This is a genomic window from Streptomyces wedmorensis, from assembly GCF_000716445.1.
Taxonomy (GTDB): Bacteria; Actinomycetota; Actinomycetes; order Streptomycetales; family Streptomycetaceae; genus Streptomyces; species Streptomyces wedmorensis.
Map to the genome: position 1 here is coordinate 17,611 of NZ_JNWK01000028.1, position 16,371 is coordinate 33,981.

At 73.2% G+C, this 16,371-nt stretch carries 11 protein-coding genes; 9 read left to right on the plus strand and 2 right to left on the minus strand.

Annotated elements, in window-relative coordinates:
• Positions 1-117: 117 nt before the first annotated feature.
• Both OO54_RS21850 and OO54_RS21855 read left to right on the plus strand, forming a co-directional pair.
• Positions 118-1,143, plus strand: coding sequence for a zinc metalloprotease (locus OO54_RS21850; RefSeq protein ID WP_051787086.1), 1,026 nt, complete (start codon positions 118-120; stop codon positions 1,141-1,143).
• A gap of 39 nt (positions 1,144-1,182) precedes the next feature.
• Positions 1,183-2,343 (plus strand): trypsin-like serine peptidase, encoded by a 1,161-nt coding sequence (locus tag OO54_RS21855; protein ID WP_033205500.1) that lies wholly within the window; start codon positions 1,183-1,185, stop codon positions 2,341-2,343.
• 132 nt (positions 2,344-2,475) lie between these two features.
• On the opposite strand, the gene OO54_RS21860 is transcribed toward OO54_RS21855, so the two are convergent.
• A complete protein-coding gene (locus tag OO54_RS21860) occupies positions 2,476-3,939 on the minus strand; it encodes a PucR family transcriptional regulator (RefSeq protein ID WP_051787098.1) in 1,464 nt (487 codons plus the stop codon).
• A gap of 120 nt (positions 3,940-4,059) precedes the next feature.
• Between OO54_RS21860 and speB the strand changes: the two genes are divergently transcribed.
• From speB to OO54_RS21890, 6 genes are all read left to right on the plus strand, one after another.
• Positions 4,060-5,037 (plus strand): agmatinase, encoded by a 978-nt coding sequence (gene speB / locus OO54_RS21865; RefSeq protein ID WP_017237185.1) that lies wholly within the window; start codon positions 4,060-4,062, stop codon positions 5,035-5,037.
• Between the two features lie 102 nt (positions 5,038-5,139).
• Positions 5,140-6,822 carry a thiamine pyrophosphate-binding protein gene (locus OO54_RS21870; protein WP_033205504.1) on the plus strand — a complete coding sequence of 561 codons (1,683 nt, stop codon included), beginning with the start codon at positions 5,140-5,142 and terminating at the stop codon, positions 6,820-6,822.
• 101 nt (positions 6,823-6,923) lie between these two features.
• The gene (locus OO54_RS21875) at positions 6,924-7,349 is read left to right on the plus strand and encodes a hypothetical protein (protein WP_157856501.1); all 426 of its coding nucleotides are present in this window, start codon (positions 6,924-6,926) and stop codon (positions 7,347-7,349) included.
• Between the two features lie 193 nt (positions 7,350-7,542).
• Positions 7,543-11,304: an ABC transporter ATP-binding protein gene (locus OO54_RS21880; RefSeq protein WP_033205704.1), complete on the plus strand. Its 3,762-nt coding sequence runs from the start codon at positions 7,543-7,545 to the stop codon at positions 11,302-11,304.
• Between the two features lie 294 nt (positions 11,305-11,598).
• The gene (locus OO54_RS21885; protein ID WP_051787087.1) at positions 11,599-12,033 is read left to right on the plus strand and encodes a hypothetical protein; all 435 of its coding nucleotides are present in this window, start codon (positions 11,599-11,601) and stop codon (positions 12,031-12,033) included.
• Positions 12,034-12,132: 99 nt separating this feature from the next.
• On the plus strand, positions 12,133-13,578 hold the full coding sequence (locus OO54_RS21890; RefSeq protein ID WP_033205508.1) for an alpha/beta hydrolase family protein: 1,446 nt from the start codon (positions 12,133-12,135) through the stop codon (positions 13,576-13,578).
• A 63-nt stretch (positions 13,579-13,641) separates the two neighbouring features.
• On the opposite strand, the gene OO54_RS21895 is transcribed toward OO54_RS21890, so the two are convergent.
• Complete coding sequence (locus tag OO54_RS21895; RefSeq protein ID WP_033205510.1) at positions 13,642-15,462, minus strand: glycoside hydrolase family 3 protein; 1,821 nt, start codon at positions 15,460-15,462, stop codon at positions 13,642-13,644.
• Between the two features lie 218 nt (positions 15,463-15,680).
• Here OO54_RS21895 and OO54_RS21900 point away from each other — a divergent pair, with 218 nt between their 5' ends.
• Positions 15,681-16,289 (plus strand): AAA family ATPase, encoded by a 609-nt coding sequence (locus OO54_RS21900; RefSeq protein WP_033205513.1) that lies wholly within the window; start codon positions 15,681-15,683, stop codon positions 16,287-16,289.
• Positions 16,290-16,371: the final 82 nt, after the last annotated feature.

Genomic DNA, 16,371 nt, shown 5'->3' on the forward strand with positions numbered 1-16,371 from the left:
CATGAGTAATTCATGTCGGCGCGCTCGTGTGTAGAGCCGAGCAGCCCATCCGTCATCAGGCCGGTCGGGGGGAATCCGGCGGGGGATCATTTCGAATGTGATGCGAAAGGACGCGTCATGGAACTCGAAGCTCTCCCCGATGAGGTCGTCGCCGAGATCGAGGTACGGGACCGCTGGAGGCGCGGAATGGCCCACGGCGGCCTGGAGTTCATCTTCACCGACATCGCGAAGTGGCCCGTGGGTTCGACCGTGAGGGTCGCGTTCCTCGATGGGAACGACCAGTTGCACGCGGACATCGCGGGCGCGACGAAGCAGATCACCGACGTCTGCAACCTGACGCTCGATTTCGGGCAGGACGACGGGAACGGCTCGTTCCGGCGGTGGACCACGGCCGACACCACCTACGCCGCCGAGATCCGGGTCAGCTTCGACCTGCCGGGCTTCTTCTCCCTGGTGGGCACCGACAGCACGGACCGCATGATCGGCGCGGGAGGCGGCCAGGTCGGGGGCAACCCCGGCCAGCGCAGCCTGAACCTCGGGCGGTTCGTGACGAACAGGCCCGTCCAGTGGGAGGGCACCGTGCGGCACGAGTTCCTGCACGCACTGGCGTTCCACCACTCCCACCAGAACATGCGCGGCACCTGTGAGGGCGAGTTCCGCTGGGAGGACCATGCCGGGTACGTCCCCACGCAGAACGCGGCCGGTGTCTTCGTGGCGGACGCCCAGGGTCGGCAACCCGGCATCTACACGTTCCTCGCGGGCGAGCCGAACAGATGGTCGCGCGCGAAGGTCGATCACAACCTGCGCACCGTGAACGACCCGGACCTCACCCTCGGGCCCTTCGACCGGCTGTCCGTGATGCTGTACCGGTTCCCGGACTTCTTCTACAAGTCCGCCCCCAGCAGTTGCGCGCCGGCCGGCAACGGGCAGAACCTGTCGGAGGGCGACAAGCGCGGGCTCGAACTGCTGTACCCGCACGCGGAAAGCGCGTTGGCGGACCGTCAGGCCCGTGCCGGCGCGGTCCTGCAGTCGCTCGGGGCCGGCCCGGAAGGGATTCCCGAGGCGAACGGCGGAGGTCTGGTCGAGGCGTACCGCAGCCGGGTCGCGGAGCTGGCCGCCGCCCAGGCGGCAGCCGTCCACTGAGCCGAACCGAGTCGAGGACCGAGCCGAGCAGGGGACGCCATGTCCGTCGGCAGCGCCTATGAGCGGCTCCTCGGCGAGTCGCAGAGCGGAGGACTCGAGCACGCCGGCGGGGGCGGCGCGCCGGGCCCGCCGGATCCCGAACGTCTGATGACGCAACTGTCCGACGAGGTCGGCCGCTTGGAGGAACACCTCGGGGAGAGGGCCGATCCCGAGGCGCGGAAGCGACTGATGCGCGGCGCCGAGTACGCGCTGCGGGAGGTCGTCGACCACGGCGTCGACGCCCAGCTCGGCATGCGGGACGTGGCGCGGCTGGAGGCCGTCGTCCACAGCGACGGAACCCGCCCGGTGCTCTTCGTCGAGGACGACTTCTTCGACGTCACGGCACCCGCGGTGGCGACGTGGGCGGCGGCCCTGTCGCGGATCGAAGCCGAGCTCCGTACCGTCTGCCGGGCGGCCGGCCGGGTGAACGACCCGAGCTCGCTCCTCGGCTACCAGGGCACGGCGTGGGCGATCGACGAGGGTGTCGTCGTGACGAACTACCACGTCCTGGAGGCCATTTCCACGCATCCGTCCCGTACGGACGGGCAGTTCGGCGGAGAGCTCAAGCCCGGCGTGGCGGTCGACTTCGGCGCGGAGGTCGGCGGCGGGCCGCCGAACCGCGTCTTCCGGATCAGCCGTGTCCTGGGCGTGGGGCGCGCGGGGGCACCCGAACGCGCTCACCCCACCGTTCCGAGGGTCAACTTCGACGGCCTCGACCTGGCCGTACTCCAGCTCGACCGGGTGAGCGGACGGCCTTTCCCCACCCCGGTCGAGGTGGCCCGAGGCGATGACGAGGCGACCCGCGGAGCGCTCGCCTCCCGTGGGCGCAAGGTCTACATCGTCGGCTTCCCCGGCAGCGCGGGATCGACGAGTCCGGACGTCTTCGCCGAACTGTTCGCCGGAGTCAAGGGCGTGAAGCGCCTCACTCCCGGGGTGCTCACCGAGGGCCGGGGCGAGGTGGACGAGGACGAACGGCGCTGGATCATCAGCCACGACGCCAGCACGCTCGGCGGCAGCTCCGGTTCGCTCGTCGTCGACCTGGAGGCCGAGGGCCGGAAGGTCCTCGGCCTGCACTTCGCCGGGGTCCCCGACCGCGTGAACTGGGCCCATGGCCTCGAAGGCGCGACACCCGAACTGGCCGCCGCGATACCGGGGTGGTGATCCCCGTGCCGTTGTCGTGGACCCCCGAGATCCTCCGTATGGCGAAGCTGCGCCCCGACCCGCGGCTCGCTGCCCTCGGCCGGGGCGCGATCCGCGCATGACCGCCCCGGCCGGACGACCCGGCCTCGCCCCTCACCGGGACTTGAGCGCGAACCACAGCTCCATGCGCACGTCCGGATCGTCCAGGTCCCGTCCCAGCAGCGCGGCGCAGCGGGCGATCCGCTGGCGGACGGTGTTGCGGTGGATGTCCATCGCGGCGGCCGTCCGGTCCCAGCCGCCGTGCAGCGAGAGCCAGACGCGCAGGGTCTCGGCGAGCGGTCCGGTCAGCGGGGCGAGGAGGGTGCGCGCGTGGGCGGCGGCCTCGTCCGGGTCCACCAGGGCGGCGATCCCGCCCGGGTGGTGCCGCACCAGATCCGCCCCGGTGGCCTCCGCCCGCCGCAGGGCTCGCGCTGCTTGCGCGTCGGCCGCCGACAGCTCGTCCGCCTCGGCGGGGACGCCCACCCCCAGCGTCCAGCCGGACTGAGCGGTGACGGGGGAGGAGGCGGGCAGGAGCAGGCGCACGGCTCCGGTCGCGCCCCCCGGAGCCGTACCGCCCGCGTCCACCAGCGGTGTCCCCAGCGCCGCGGCCAGCGAGGCCGCCGCGAACGGGGTGCCGTCGCCGCCGCGGGCGTGGACCACCGTCCAGGGGCCCGGGCCCAGGGCGCCCGCGACCTCCGCCGGGGCCGCGCCGAGCAGCAGCCGGACCAGGGCGCCGTCCCGTACGGCCGCGTCGGCGCCCCGGTGCGGGGCCGTCAGGAGGGACAGCAGCACCACGGCGACGCCGACGATCGTGTGGTCGCCCGGGCCGCGGTGGCCCGTCGCCACGCCGAGGGTCAGGCCGTCCCCGCCGCCGAGGGCGTACGCGGCGAGCCGCAGCCCGCCGCCGTCCCCGCTCGCCGAGGCCGGACCGCCCGGGCGCGGGCCGAGGACGCCCGCCAGCTCCCGCAGGGCGCGGGCCGCCTCCGCCGGCACCTCGCGGCCGGCGGCCAGCGCCTCCGTGCCGTCCGCGCCGAAGAGCACCGCGCGCCCCCCGAGGCGGGAGGCGAGGGCGCCGAGCACCGCCGGGACGGGCGCCGGGCGGGCGGCGGCCGTCGCGAGGGACTGCTGGGCCTCGGTGACCCGGCGCAGCTCGCGCAGCCGGGCCTCCGCCATCAGCCGCCACAGCGCCCGGGCGACCGCCGTGAACGGGGTCCTCGGCGGCACCTCGACCAGCGGGAGGCCGCGGCGCGCGCAGGCCTCGACGAGCGCGGCCGGGACCGTGTCGTACACCGGCGTCACGCCGAAGGCGAGCGCCGCGGCGCCCGCCTCCACCACCCGCTCGACGTAGTGCGCCGGGTCGGCCAGCTGTACGCCCGCCGTCATCAGCAGTTCGCCGCCGAGCAGGTACGGATAGGGGTCGGCCATCTCCGAGGTGTGCACCCAGTGCAGCGGTACGTCGCCGGGCCCGGCGAGCAGCCGCAGGCCGAGGTCCGGGTGCGCGAGGAGCGCGGCGAGCGGCACCGGCGGCGCGGGGGGAGTGGAACCGGGCCCGGGCTCCGGGCCGGTCGGTGCGGTCATCGGAGTGGCCCCTTCGTACATCCACGGTCCGTACAGTGGAGGGAACGTACACTTCTCTGTCCCTTTCGGGCCACTTACTGTCGAGCCGGACCGACCGACACCCCCAGGAGGACCCCGACCATGAGCAGCAGCGACCAGAACACCCCGCGCGGCCCGATCGACTCGTCCCGCATCCCGCGGTACGCCGGTCCCGCGACGTTCGCCCGGCTGCCGCGGCTCGACGAGGTCGGCACCGCCGACGTCGCCGTGGTCGGCATCCCCTTCGACAGCGGCGTCTCCTACCGCCCCGGCGCCCGCTTCGGCGGCAACGCCATCCGCGAGGCCTCCCGCCTCCTGCGCCCCTACAACCCGGCGCAGGACGCCTCCCCGTTCGCCCTCGCCCAGGTCGCCGACGCCGGCGACATCGCGGCCAACCCGTTCAACATCAACGAGGCCGTCGAGACCATCGAGGCCGCCGCCGACGACCTGCTCGCCACCGGCGCCCGCATGATGACCCTGGGCGGCGACCACACCGTGGCCCTGCCGCTGCTCCGCTCCGTCGCCAAGAAGCACGGCCCCGTCGCCCTGCTCCACTTCGACGCGCACCTCGACACCTGGGACACCTACTTCGGCGCCGAGTACACCCACGGCACCCCGTTCCGCCGCGCCGTCGAGGAGGGCATCCTCGACACCTCCGCCCTCTCCCACGTCGGCACCCGCGGCCCGCTCTACGGCAAGCAGGACCTCACCGACGACGAGAAGATGGGCTTCGGCATCGTCACCTCGGCCGACATCTACCGCCGCGGCGCCGACGAGGTCGCCGACCAGCTCCGCCAGCGCATCGGCGACCGCCCGCTGTACATCTCCATCGACATCGACTGCCTCGACCCGGCCCACGCGCCCGGCACCGGCACCCCCGAGGCCGGCGGCATGACCTCCCGCGAGCTCCTGGAGATCCTGCGCGGCCTCTCCTCCTGCAACCTCGTCTCCGCCGACGTCGTCGAGGTCGCCCCGGCCTACGACCACGCCGAGATCACCGCGGTCGCCGCGTCCCACACCGCGTACGAGCTGACGACGATCATGAGCCGCCAGATCGCGGCGAGCCGCACCTCGATGTGACGCCGGTCGGGTCGTGGGCATACGTTCCGCAGGGCGGAACGGGTGGGCACGACCCGACCACCGGGCCGCACCCGATCGTCGAGCCACGCCCAGAGGGACCCCATGACCCACGACCACGACCTCGTGCTGCGACCCACGGAGGCGCAGACCGCCGCCGCGCTCGACCCGCCGAAGGGCCGCACCGGCGGTGACCTCGTCATCGAGACCCTGTCGGGTCTGGGCGCGACGACGGTCTTCGGCCTCCCCGGCCAGCACGCGCTCGGCATGTTCGACGCGCTGCGCCGCTCCTCGCTGCGGTACGTGGGCCTCCGGACGGAGAACAACGCGGGCTTCGCCGCCGACGCCTACGGCCGCGTCACCGGCGAGGCGGCCCCGCTGCTGCTGTCCACCGGACCCGGCGCGCTGATGTCGCTCGCCGCCCTCCAGGAGGCGGCGGCGGCCTCGGCGCCGGTCCTCGCGATCGGCAGCCAGATCCCGGTGGCCGGGCTCGGCGGCGGACGCCACGGCTACCTGCACGAGCTGCGCGACCAGCAGGCGTCGTTCCGGGACGTCGTGAAGTCCGTGCACACGGCCCGTACGCAGTCCCAGATCCCGTCCGCGATCGCGGCGGCCTGGGAGTCGGCGCTGACGGCCCCGCACGGGCCGGTGTGGGTCGAGATCCCGCAGGACGTGCTCACCGCCGAGACCCTCCTGCCCGTGGTGACGGCGATGGACGCGACGCCCGAGGACATCGTGCCGCGCCCCGAGCTCACGGCGGTCGCCGCGGACCTGCTGTCGAAGGCGGAGCGGCCGGCGATCATCGCGGGCGGCGGGGTCGTGCGCTCCGACGCCTCCGGCAAGCTCCGCGCCCTCGCGGAGCTGATCGACGCACCCGTCGTCACGACCTTCGGCGGCAAGGGCGCGTTCCCCTGGAAGCATCCGCTGTCGCTCCAGTCCTGGCTGGAGGACCGGCACACCACCGACTTCCTGGAGGACGCCGACGTCCTCCTCGTCGTCGGCTCCGGGCTCGGCGAGCTGTCCTCGAACTACCACACGTTCGCCCCGCGCGGCCGGGTGATCCAGATCGAGGCCGACGCCGGGAAGCTGGAGTCCAACCACCCGGCGCTCGGCATCCACGCGGACGCCCGCGTCGCCCTCCAGGCCCTCCTGGAGACGGCCCGCGAGCGCACCGACCCGACCGCCCCCGAACGGGTCTCGGCCGTCCTCGGCAAGGTCCGCGAGCGGATCGCCGCCCAGGGCCTCGACCTGGAACAGCAGGTCGTCGCGGCCGTCCGCGAGGCGCTCCCGGCCCGGGCCCCCAGCTTCTGGGACATGACGATCCTGGCGTACTGGGCCTGGTCGGCCTTCGACGCCCGGCACCCGAACACCATGCACTCCGCCCAGGGCGCCGGCGGCCTCGGCTACGCCTTCCCCGCCGCCCTCGGCGCGGCCGTCGCCGACCCCTCGCAGCCGGTCCTCGCCGTCTCCGGCGACGGCGGCGCGATGTACTCCATCGCCGAGCTGGCCACGGCGAAGCAGTACGGCCTCGACGTGACCTGGCTGGTCGTCGACGACGGCGGCTACGGCATCCTCCGCGAGTACATGACCGACGCCTACGGCGCGGCCACCGGCACCGAACTCACCCGCCCCGACTTCGTCGCCCTCGCCGAGTCCTTCGGCGTCCCCGCCGTCCGCACCACCCCGGACACCCTCGCCACCGACCTCGCCGAAGCCCTCGCCACCCCCGGCCCCTCCCTCGTCCTCCTCCCGGCCCTCCTCCGCATGTTCGAACCGACCCACCTCTGAACCCGCGGCGCGGCGCCCCCGGGCATATCCTGGGGGCATCCTGCGGACAGCGGCGCACTCCGCGCGACGACGGCGTTCGTTCCCCTGAGAGGTGACCCGTCATGCGACGTCATTCCGCTGTGCTCCTCCCCGCTTCCGTGGCCCTCGGCCTCGTCGGATTCCTCGCCCCGACCGCCGGCGCGGTGAGCGCTCACTTCGTCGGCACCCCGACCGCGACGGCCTCCGGCAGCAGCCTGACCGTCAAGGGCAAGGAAGCCGGGCTCGGCAACCAGCAGTCCGTGAACATATCCGTCACCGCTGACGCGCAGTGCGTCAACCGCGGCGGCAACGACCCCAGCGCCGGCAACAAGCAGTCCACCGGCGGCGGCGGCACCTTCCCCGTCCAGAACGGCAAGGCCAACTTCTCCGTCACCGTCACCGCCACCTTCCAGCCCAAGTGCAGTCCTCCGATGAGCCTGGTGTGGAGCAACGTGGTCGTCACGGACACCGGCAACGGCATCTCCGTGACCCTGCCCGGTCCCTTCTAGTCCCCTGCGCCCCGCATAGGTCCCGGGTACCAGGACCCGGGACCTAGGTGTGTCCGACTTCCGGCCCGGGTTTGTTGCGGGGGGATGAAATGGCACGTCGGTGGCGTTGGCCCTTCCGGTAGAGCAGGACGACGGGAGGCGCCACGTGGCGGCGGTGGGGCAGAAGCAGGCGACGGAACGGGAGCCGGCGGACATGCGGCGGCGGGGGTGGGCCCGGAGGCTCGCCGGGTACGCGTGGCGGTACAAGACGAACACGCTCCTGGCGCTCGGGTCGTCGCTGGCGGGCATGGCCGTGCTGGCGCTGGTGCCCCTGGTGACCAAGGTGATCATCGACGACGTGATCGGGACGAAGACCCGGGACCTCGCGGTGTGGACCGGACTCCTGATAGGCGCCGCGATCGTCGTCTACCTCCTGACGTACGTCCGCCGGTACTACGGGGGCCGCCTCGCCCTCGACATCCAGCACGACCTGCGCACCGACATGTACCGCACGATCACCCGGCTCGACGGGCGCCGCCAGGACGAACTGTCCACGGGGCAGGTCGTGGGACGGGCCACCAGCGACCTCCAGCTGATCCAGGGCCTGCTGTTCATGCTCCCGATGACCATCGGGAACTTCCTGCTGTTCTTCATCTCGCTGGCCGTGATGGCCTGGCTGTCGCTCCCCCTCACCCTGGTCGCGCTCGCCGTCGCCCCCGCCCTGTGGTTCATCGCCAAGCGCAGCCGCGCCCGCCTCCACCCGGCCACCTGGTACGCGCAGCAGCAGGCCGCGGCCGTCGCCGGAGTCGTCGACGGAGCCGTGACCGGCGTCCGGGTCGTGAAGGGCTTCGGGCAGGAGGACCAGGAGACCGGGAAGATCCGGGAGGCCGGACGGAAGCTGTTCGCCGGGCGCCTGCGGACGATCCGGCTGAACTCCAGGTACACCCCGGCCCTCCAGGCCGTCCCCGCCCTCGGCCAGGTCGCCGTCCTCGCCCTCGGCGGCTGGCTCGCCTACCGCGGGCAGATCACCCTCGGCACCTTCGTCGCCTTCTCCTCCTACCTGGCCTCGCTCGTCGGCCCGGTCCGGATGCTCGCCGTGGTCCTCACCGTCGCCCAGCAGGCCCGCGCCGGCGTCGAGCGGGTCGGCGAGCTCATCGACACCGAGCCCGTCATAGCGGACGGCACCAGGGAGCTCCCGGCCGACGCCCCCGCCACCGTCGAGTTCGACGACGTGTCCTTCGCCTACCAGGACGGCACCCCCGTCCTCGACGGCTTCTCCCTGGACATCAGGCCCGGCGAGACCGTCGCCGTCGTCGGCGCCTCCGGCTCCGGCAAGTCGACCGTCTCGCTCCTCCTGCCCCGCTTCTACGACGTGACCCACGGCGCCGTCCTCGTCGGCGGCCACGACGTCCGCGAGCTCACCCTCGACTCGCTGCGCGCCGCCATCGGACTCGTGCCCGAGGACTCGTTCCTCTTCTCCGACACCGTCCGCGCCAACATCGCGTACGGCGTCCCGGACGCCACCCGGGAACAGATCGAGAACGCCGCCCGCGCCGCCCAGGCGGACCGGTTCATCGCCGAGCTGCCCGACGGGTACGACACCAAGGTCGGCGAGCACGGCCTCACCCTCTCCGGCGGCCAGCGCCAGCGCCTCGCGCTGGCCCGCGCGATCCTCGCCGACCCCCGGCTGCTCCTCCTCGACGACGCCACCTCCGCCGTCGACGCCAAGGTCGAGCACGAGATCCACGAGGCCCTGAAGTCGGTGATGGCGGGCCGTACGACCCTGCTCATCGCCCACCGCCGCTCCACCCTCGGCCTCGCCGACCGGATCGCCGTCCTCGACGGCGGCCGGCTCTCCGACATCGGCACCCACGACGAGCTGGAGGAGCGCTCGGAGCTCTACCGGCGCCTCCTCACCGACCCCGGATTCGGCTCCGCGGACTTCTTCGAGCCCAGCGAAGGCGGAGCGCGGCGGAGCGAGCCCGAAGCGGTCGCGACCGGCCGTACGGCGACGCCCGCCGAGCTGCCCGAGGCCCGCACCCTGCGGGCCGAACTGGACGCCGAGTTCGACGCCGAGCGGGGCATCACCCCCGCCCTGTGGGTACGGGACGGGGACGCCGACCGGGAGAGCCCGGCGCCCGGCGCCACCCCCGAGCTGCTCGCCGCCGTCGCCGCCCTGCCGCCCGCCACCGACATCCCCGGCATCGACGAGGCCCGGGCCGTCTCCCCCGAGGACGCCTACGGGCTGCGCAGGCTGCTCCGCGGCTTCGGCCTCCCGCTGCTCATCAGCCTCGGCCTCGTCGCGCTCGACGCCGGCGCGGGCCTGCTGCTGCCGGTCCTGATCCGGCACGGCATCGACGAGGGCGTGAACCGGCTCGCGATCGGCGCCGTCTGGGCGGCCTCCGCGCTCGCCCTGGTCACGGTGCTCGTGCAATGGGTCGCGCAGACCGCCGAGACCCGCATGACCGGCCGCACCGGCGAGCGGGTCCTCTACGCGCTGCGCCTCAAGATCTTCGCCCAGCTCCAGCGGCTCGGCCTGGACTACTACGAGCGCGAGCTCACCGGCCGGATCATGACCCGGATGACCACGGACGTGGACGCCCTGTCCACCTTCCTCCAGACGGGCCTGGTCACCGCCTTCGTCTCCGTCGTGACCTTCTTCGGGATCATGGTCGCGCTGCTCGTGCTCGACCTCCAGCTCGCCCTGGTCGTCTTCGCGACCCTGCCGGTCCTCGCGGTCGCCACCTACTTCTTCCGCCGGTCGAGCGTGCGGGCGTACGAGCTGGCGCGCGACCGGATCAGCATCGTCAACGCCGACCTCCAGGAGTCCGTCTCCGGCCTCCGGATCGTGCAGGCCTTCCGCCGCGAGCGGTCCGTGGCCGACCGGTTCGGCGCCCGCAGCGAGGAGTACCGCGCGGCGCGCGTCCGGGGCCAGTGGCTGATCTCGGTCTACTTCCCGTTCGTCACGCTGCTGTCCTCGGCGGCCGCCGCCGCCGTCATGATCGTCGGCGCGAACCGCATCGAGGCGGGCACGCTCACCACCGGCGCCCTCGTCGCCTACCTCCTCTACATCGACCTCTTCTTCGCCCCCGTGCAGCAGCTCTCCCAGGTCTTCGACGGCTACCAGCAGGCCTCCGTCTCGCTGAAGCGGATGCGGGAGCTGCTCCAGGAGCCGACGTCGACGGCCGCCGCGGACGCGCCCCTGGACGTCCCCGCGCTGCGCGGCGAGATCGCCTTCGAGGACGTGTCCTTCGGCTACGGCTCAGCCGACGCGGGCGAGGAGGCGCTCTCCGGCATCGACCTGCGCATCCCCGCCGGGCAGACCGTCGCCTTCGTCGGCGAGACCGGCGCGGGCAAGTCCACCCTCGTCAAGCTGGTCGCGCGGTTCTACGACCCGACGGGCGGCCGGGTCACCGCCGACGGCACCGACCTGCGGGACCTGGACCTCACCGCGTACCGCCACCGGCTCGGCGTCGTCCCGCAGGAGTCGTACCTCTTCGCCGGGACGATCCGCGACGCCATCGCGTACGGCCGTCCCGGGGCGACCGACGCCGAGGTCGAGGCGGCGGCCCGCGCCGTCGGCGCCCACGACATGATCGCCACGCTCGACGGCGGCTACCTCCACGAGGTCGCCGAGCGCGGCCGCAACCTGTCGGCCGGTCAGCGCCAGCTCGTCGCCCTCGCCCGCGCCGAACTCGTCGACCCGGACATCCTGCTCCTCGACGAGGCCACGGCCGCCCTCGACCTCGCCACCGAGGCCCAGGTCAACCACGCCACCGACCGCCTCGCCGGCCGCCGCACGACCCTCGTCGTCGCCCACCGCCTCACCACGGCGGCCCGCGCCGACCGGGTGATCGTCATGGACCACGGCCGGGTCGCCGAGGACGGCACCCACGACGAACTGCTCGCTCTCGGCGGGCGCTACACGTCCCTCTGGAGCACCTTCATCGGCGAGGCCGAGCCCGAGCGCGTCTGACCCCCGGCGGGATCCGCGCCCGGCCGGCCGGCCCTCCCGGTCGGCCGCGGCGCTTTCCGGGGCGTGGCGCTTTCCGGGGCGTTCGGCGGAGACCTCTTTCCGGTCGGCCGCGGTGTCGTCGCCGCCGGGCGGGGTCGTAGCCGTCCGGGCTGTTCGGCGGGCCTTTCGCGCGCGGGAGAGGCCGCTCTTTCCGGCCTCGGCCGTCCCTCCCGTGCCGTCGGAGGCAACCATTCCGGCGTGTGGTGCGTCGTACGGCCGTATGCCAGTACGGCGATTCACCCGGGAGGGGAGTGCATGACCACGGACCCGACGGCCACGGGCCGGCGCGGCTGCCGACGGGGGCGCGGCCGCGTGCTCGCGCGTGTGCTGGCGCCGCTCCTCGCCGCCCTCGCGCTGATCGTGCTGCCGGGACCGGGCCCCGGCGACGGGACGGCGGACGCCGCTTCCGTCTGCCGCGGACGGCCCACCAGGACCTACGCGTTCCCCACCGGCGAGGTGCGGGTGTACAGGACCCGGCACTACGTCTGCGCCGTCACCGTGGCCAAGCGGCCCGGCGTCCGCCGCCCGATGACCGTCTCCCTCCAGCCGCGCGGCGGCCGACCCGCCGTCAAGTCCGGGCGGTTCGACCGGCAGGCCGGGCCCGTCACCGTCCACGCCCTCAACCGCTGCGTCCGGGTGTACGGCGCGGTGGCCGGAAAGAGCACGGCCACGGGCTGGATCCTGTGCTGATGTGAAGGAAAGTCCAAGAGTAAGGACCAACTGGGTCTGGCGGTCCACACGTTGCCCCCGCTAGGTTCGCGACACCGTTGTGAACCAAGGGGAGGACGAATGCGCAAGTCGCTCGGATGGCTGGTGTCGCTGTCGGTGCTCATAGGCACCGTCGGTTCGACGGGCGTGGCTACCGCCGCGGACACGGAGACCGACACCACGGCCGTCGCCGACTCGCAGGGCACGGACATCAAGGACCGCATCCTGGCGATCCCCGGGATGAGCCTGATCGAGGAGAAGCCGTACGCCGGCTACCGCTACTTCGTCCTGGAGTACGTCCAGCCGATCGACCACCACCGCCCGTGGGCGGGCACGTTCAAGCAGCGGCTCTCGCTCCTCCACAAGGACACCGGCCGCCCCACCGTCTTCCGCACCAGCGGATACGGCCTGAGCACCACGCCGAGCCGGACCGAGCCGACCCGGATCATCGACGGCAACCAGGTCTCCATGGAGTACCGCTTCTTCACGCCGTCGCGTCCGCAGCCCGCCGACTGGTCCAAGCTGGACATCTGGCAGGCGGCCAACGACCAGCACCGGATCTTCGCGGCACTGAAGAAGATCTACCCCAAGAACTGGATCTCCACCGGCGGCTCCAAGGGCGGCATGACCGCCACCTACTACGAGCGCTTCTTCCCGCGCGACATGGACGGCGTCGTCGCGTACGTCGCCCCGAACGACGTGGTCAACAAGGAGGACTCGGCCTACGACCGGTTCTTCGAGAACGTCGGCACCAAGGACTGCCGCGACCGCCTGAACGACCTGCAGCGCGAGGCGCTCGTCCGCCGCGCGCCGCTGCAGAAGAAGTTCCAGGCCTGGGCCGAGTCCGAGGGCGCCACCTTCAACACGCTCGGCTCGCTCGACAAGGCCTACGAGGCCGTCGTCCTCGACTTCGTGTGGGGCTTCTGGCAGTACTACGGCCAGGACGTCTGCGACCAGATCCCGGTCGCGGCGACCGCCGGCGACGACGCCGTCTACGAGACGATCGACGCCTACTCCGGCTGGTCCGCCTACTCCGACCAGGGCCTGGAGTACTACACGCCGTACTACTACCAGGCGGCCACCGAGCTCGGCTCGCCCACCATCAAGCAGCCCCACCTCGACGGCCTGAGCCGCTACGGCTACCAGCCGGCCGGCAGCTTCGTGCCGCGCGAGATCCCCATGAAGTTCAAGCCGCAGGTCATGCGCGACGTCGACGACTGGGTCCGCAAGAACGCGAACCACATGCTCTTCGTCTACGGCGAGAACGACCCGTGGGGCGCCGAGAAGTTCCGCCTCGGCAAGGGGGCGCGCGACAGCTACGTCTACGTCGCTCCCGGTGCCAACCACGGGGCCAACGTCGCCGGGCTCGTCGACGCCGAGCGCGAGAACGCCACCGCGCGCATCCTCGCCTGGGCCGGCCTCTCCGCCCCGGCGGTGCAGGCGGCGCAGCCGCTCGCGCGCTTCGACGCCCGCCTCGACGCCCCCGTCGACGAGGACACGACCCGCGAGCACGGCCTGCGGCCGTAACCGACGTCCGTCGGTCCGTCGCGGAGGGTGGGGTGCGTCCGGTGGACGCACCCCACCGTCGTGTCAGCGGTACGACAGGCCGTGGCCCACCGGGTACAGGACCTTCGTCGGGTCGGCCGCGTCCTGGACCGGCACCGGGAGGCGCCCGAGGGGGCGGGCGCGACCGGCGAGGACCCGCACGGCGGCCCGGAGTTCGACATCGGTCCAGGAGTACGACGCGAGGCTCGCCCGCTGCCCGGCGATCCGAGCGACGTCGTACGGGTTGCGGATCGCGACGGTGACGACGGGCACCCCGGTGGCGACGAGCCGGGCGACGAGCGTGCGTTGGGGGCTGGTCGCCGACACGTTGTAGGTGCCGACGAGGACCACGTCCTTGCCGGCCGCCGCGGCCACCGCCTCGTCGATCTTCGCGGCGCTCGGGGTGATCCCGGTGGAGAGCGCGGTCGCGGTGAAGCCCAGCTCGGTGAGGGCGGTCGCGAGCGTGGTGGTCGGCGGCCCGGTCGTACCGGAGGGCGAGGCGGGGTCGGCGCCGACGACGAGGACCGAGGGGTGGGCGGCCGGGCTCAGCGGCAGGAAGTCGTCCTCGTTGAGGAGCAGGGTCGTGGTCGCCTCGGCGATCCGGTCCGCCGCCGCGAGGTGGGCGGCGGTGCCGACGACCCGGTCGACGCCGGCCCGGGTGACGTACGCCCGCCGGAGCAGGCCCAGCCGGGACTTGAGCCGCAGGATGCGCAGGATCGATTCGTCGAGCCGGGCCTCCGTCAGTTCGCCGTCCCGGACCGCCTTCAGGACCGCGTTCCAGGCCACGTCGAGCCTGGGCGGGTTGAGGAGCTGGTCGACGCCGGCCTTGAGCGCGAGGACCGGGACGCGTTCGTCGCCGTACTTGGTGCGCACCCCCTCCATGGCGAGCGAGTCGGTCACCACCACGCCGTCGTAGCCGAGCCGTTCGCGCAGGATGCCGGTGAGGATGGGCCGGGACAGGGTCGCCGGATCCTCGCTGGGGTCCAGGGCGGGCACCACGATGTGCGCGGTCATGATCGAGTCGATGCCGGCGGCGATCGCGGACCGGAACGGCGGGGCGTCGAGCTCGGCCCACTGCTCCCGGGTGTGGGTGATCGTCGGCAGGCCGTAGTGGCTGTCGACGGCGGTGTCGCCGTGTCCCGGGAAGTGCTTGGAGGTGGCCGCGACGCCGGCGCGCTGGTACCCCTTCACCTGCGCGGCCACCAGGCCGGCGACGGCCTGCGGGTCGGATCCGAACGAGCGGACCCCGATGACCGGGTTGGCCGGGTTGACGTTCACGTCGGCGACCGGCGCGTAGTTCTGCCGGATGCCGACGGCCGCGAGTTCGGCGCCCGCGATCTGCGCGGCCTTGCGGGCGTCCGCGTGCGATCCGCCGGCGCCGAGGGCCATCGCACCGGGCACCAGGGTGGCGGGCTCGCCGACCCGGCAGACGATGCCGTGCTCCTGGTCGGTGGAGATCAGCACCGGGATCGGGGTGGGCTGGGCCAGCGCGGCCTGCTGGATGCCGTTGGAGAGCTCCGCGATCTGGTGCGGGTCGCGGGTGTTGTGGGCCCAGGCGAAGTAGATGACACCGCCGACGTGATAGCGCTCGACGAGTTCGGCGGCCGTGCGGACACCGATCTCCGCGAGGTTGGAGTCGATGTCGGCCTGGTCCGGCGCGGTCGCGGAGTGGCCGTACACCCGCATCACGAAGAGCTGGCCGACCTTCTCCTCCAGGGACATCCGGTCGATGATCCGCCGGAGCCTCCGGTCGTCGGCGTCCGCGTGGGCCACGGGGGCGGTGACTCCCGTGACGGCCGCCGCGGCGGCCGCGGCGGTCACCGTGAGAAGGGTGCGTCGGGAGGGGGCGGGGGCGCGGTGGTGCACTGCTGCTCCTTCCGGCCGTGCGTGGATGAAGGAAACTTCCAAGGTGTCACGGATAGCCCGAAAGTAACTGCCAGGTCAAGGACCCGCGCAGGAATCGCCGTCGGCGGCGCCACGCCCGCCCGCCGCACCGCCGGTACCGCGGACCGCCGGCAATTCGCTGGCGCCCGGGGCCCGGTGACCGTACCTTCGTCGCGTCCCACCAGCGAGGAAAGGCGCGCATGACCTTCGAGCGCATCACCGTCGACACCCCCGAGCCCGCCCCCGGCGCCGTCCTGCTCGCCGGCATCCCCGGCAGCGGAAAGTCGACCGTCGCGGCGGCCCTCGCGGCCCGCTTCGCCCGCTCCGCGCACATCGAGGTCGACGACCTCCAGGAGCTGATCGTCCAGGGGTGCCACTGGCCGACTCCGGACGGCGACCCCGAGGCGGACCGCCAGATCCTGCTGCGCGCCCGCAACGGCTGCCTGCTCGCGGACAGCTTCGCCTCGGCGGGCTTCCTGCCCGTCCTCGACGACGTGGTCGTGCGCCGCTCCCACCTGGACTTCTACCGCGCCCACGTCAAGGCCGTCCCGCTCCACGTGGTGATCCTCGCCCCCGGCCCCGACAAGGCCTGGGAGCGCAACAACGCCCGCCACAAGAAGCTGACGACGAACTGGGCCTTCCTGGACGAGGCCATGCGCGCCGAACTCTCCGGCGAGGGCGTCTGGATCGACAACGCGGACCAGACCGTCGAGGAGACCGTCGAAGCCGTCCTCGCCGCGACCGGCCTGACCGCGCCCGTCACCGGCACCCATGCGGACGCGAGGACGACCGGCCCAGCCGGCTCGTAGCGGGCCCCGGCGCCGATCGGCTCCTCGGCCGAGAGCCCGAGCCGTGCCGTCCGGCGGCCCGCCCCATGACACGCGTACCCAT

Coding starts and splice junctions, on each gene's coding strand:
- OO54_RS21875 (WP_157856501.1), top strand. CDS start 6,924: ATGCGACGTCATTCCGCTGTGCTCCTCCCCGCTTCCGTGGCCCTCGGC.
- OO54_RS21890 (WP_033205508.1), top strand. CDS start 12,133: ATGCGCAAGTCGCTCGGATGGCTGGTGTCGCTGTCGGTGCTCATAGGC.
- OO54_RS21860 (WP_051787098.1), bottom strand. CDS start 3,939: ATGACCGCACCGACCGGCCCGGAGCCCGGGCCCGGTTCCACTCCCCCC.
- OO54_RS21850 (WP_051787086.1), top strand. CDS start 118: ATGGAACTCGAAGCTCTCCCCGATGAGGTCGTCGCCGAGATCGAGGTA.
- OO54_RS21900 (WP_033205513.1), top strand. CDS start 15,681: ATGACCTTCGAGCGCATCACCGTCGACACCCCCGAGCCCGCCCCCGGC.
- speB (WP_017237185.1), top strand. CDS start 4,060: ATGAGCAGCAGCGACCAGAACACCCCGCGCGGCCCGATCGACTCGTCC.
- OO54_RS21870 (WP_033205504.1), top strand. CDS start 5,140: ATGACCCACGACCACGACCTCGTGCTGCGACCCACGGAGGCGCAGACC.
- OO54_RS21855 (WP_033205500.1), top strand. CDS start 1,183: ATGTCCGTCGGCAGCGCCTATGAGCGGCTCCTCGGCGAGTCGCAGAGC.
- OO54_RS21880 (WP_033205704.1), top strand. CDS start 7,543: ATGCGGCGGCGGGGGTGGGCCCGGAGGCTCGCCGGGTACGCGTGGCGG.
- OO54_RS21885 (WP_051787087.1), top strand. CDS start 11,599: ATGACCACGGACCCGACGGCCACGGGCCGGCGCGGCTGCCGACGGGGG.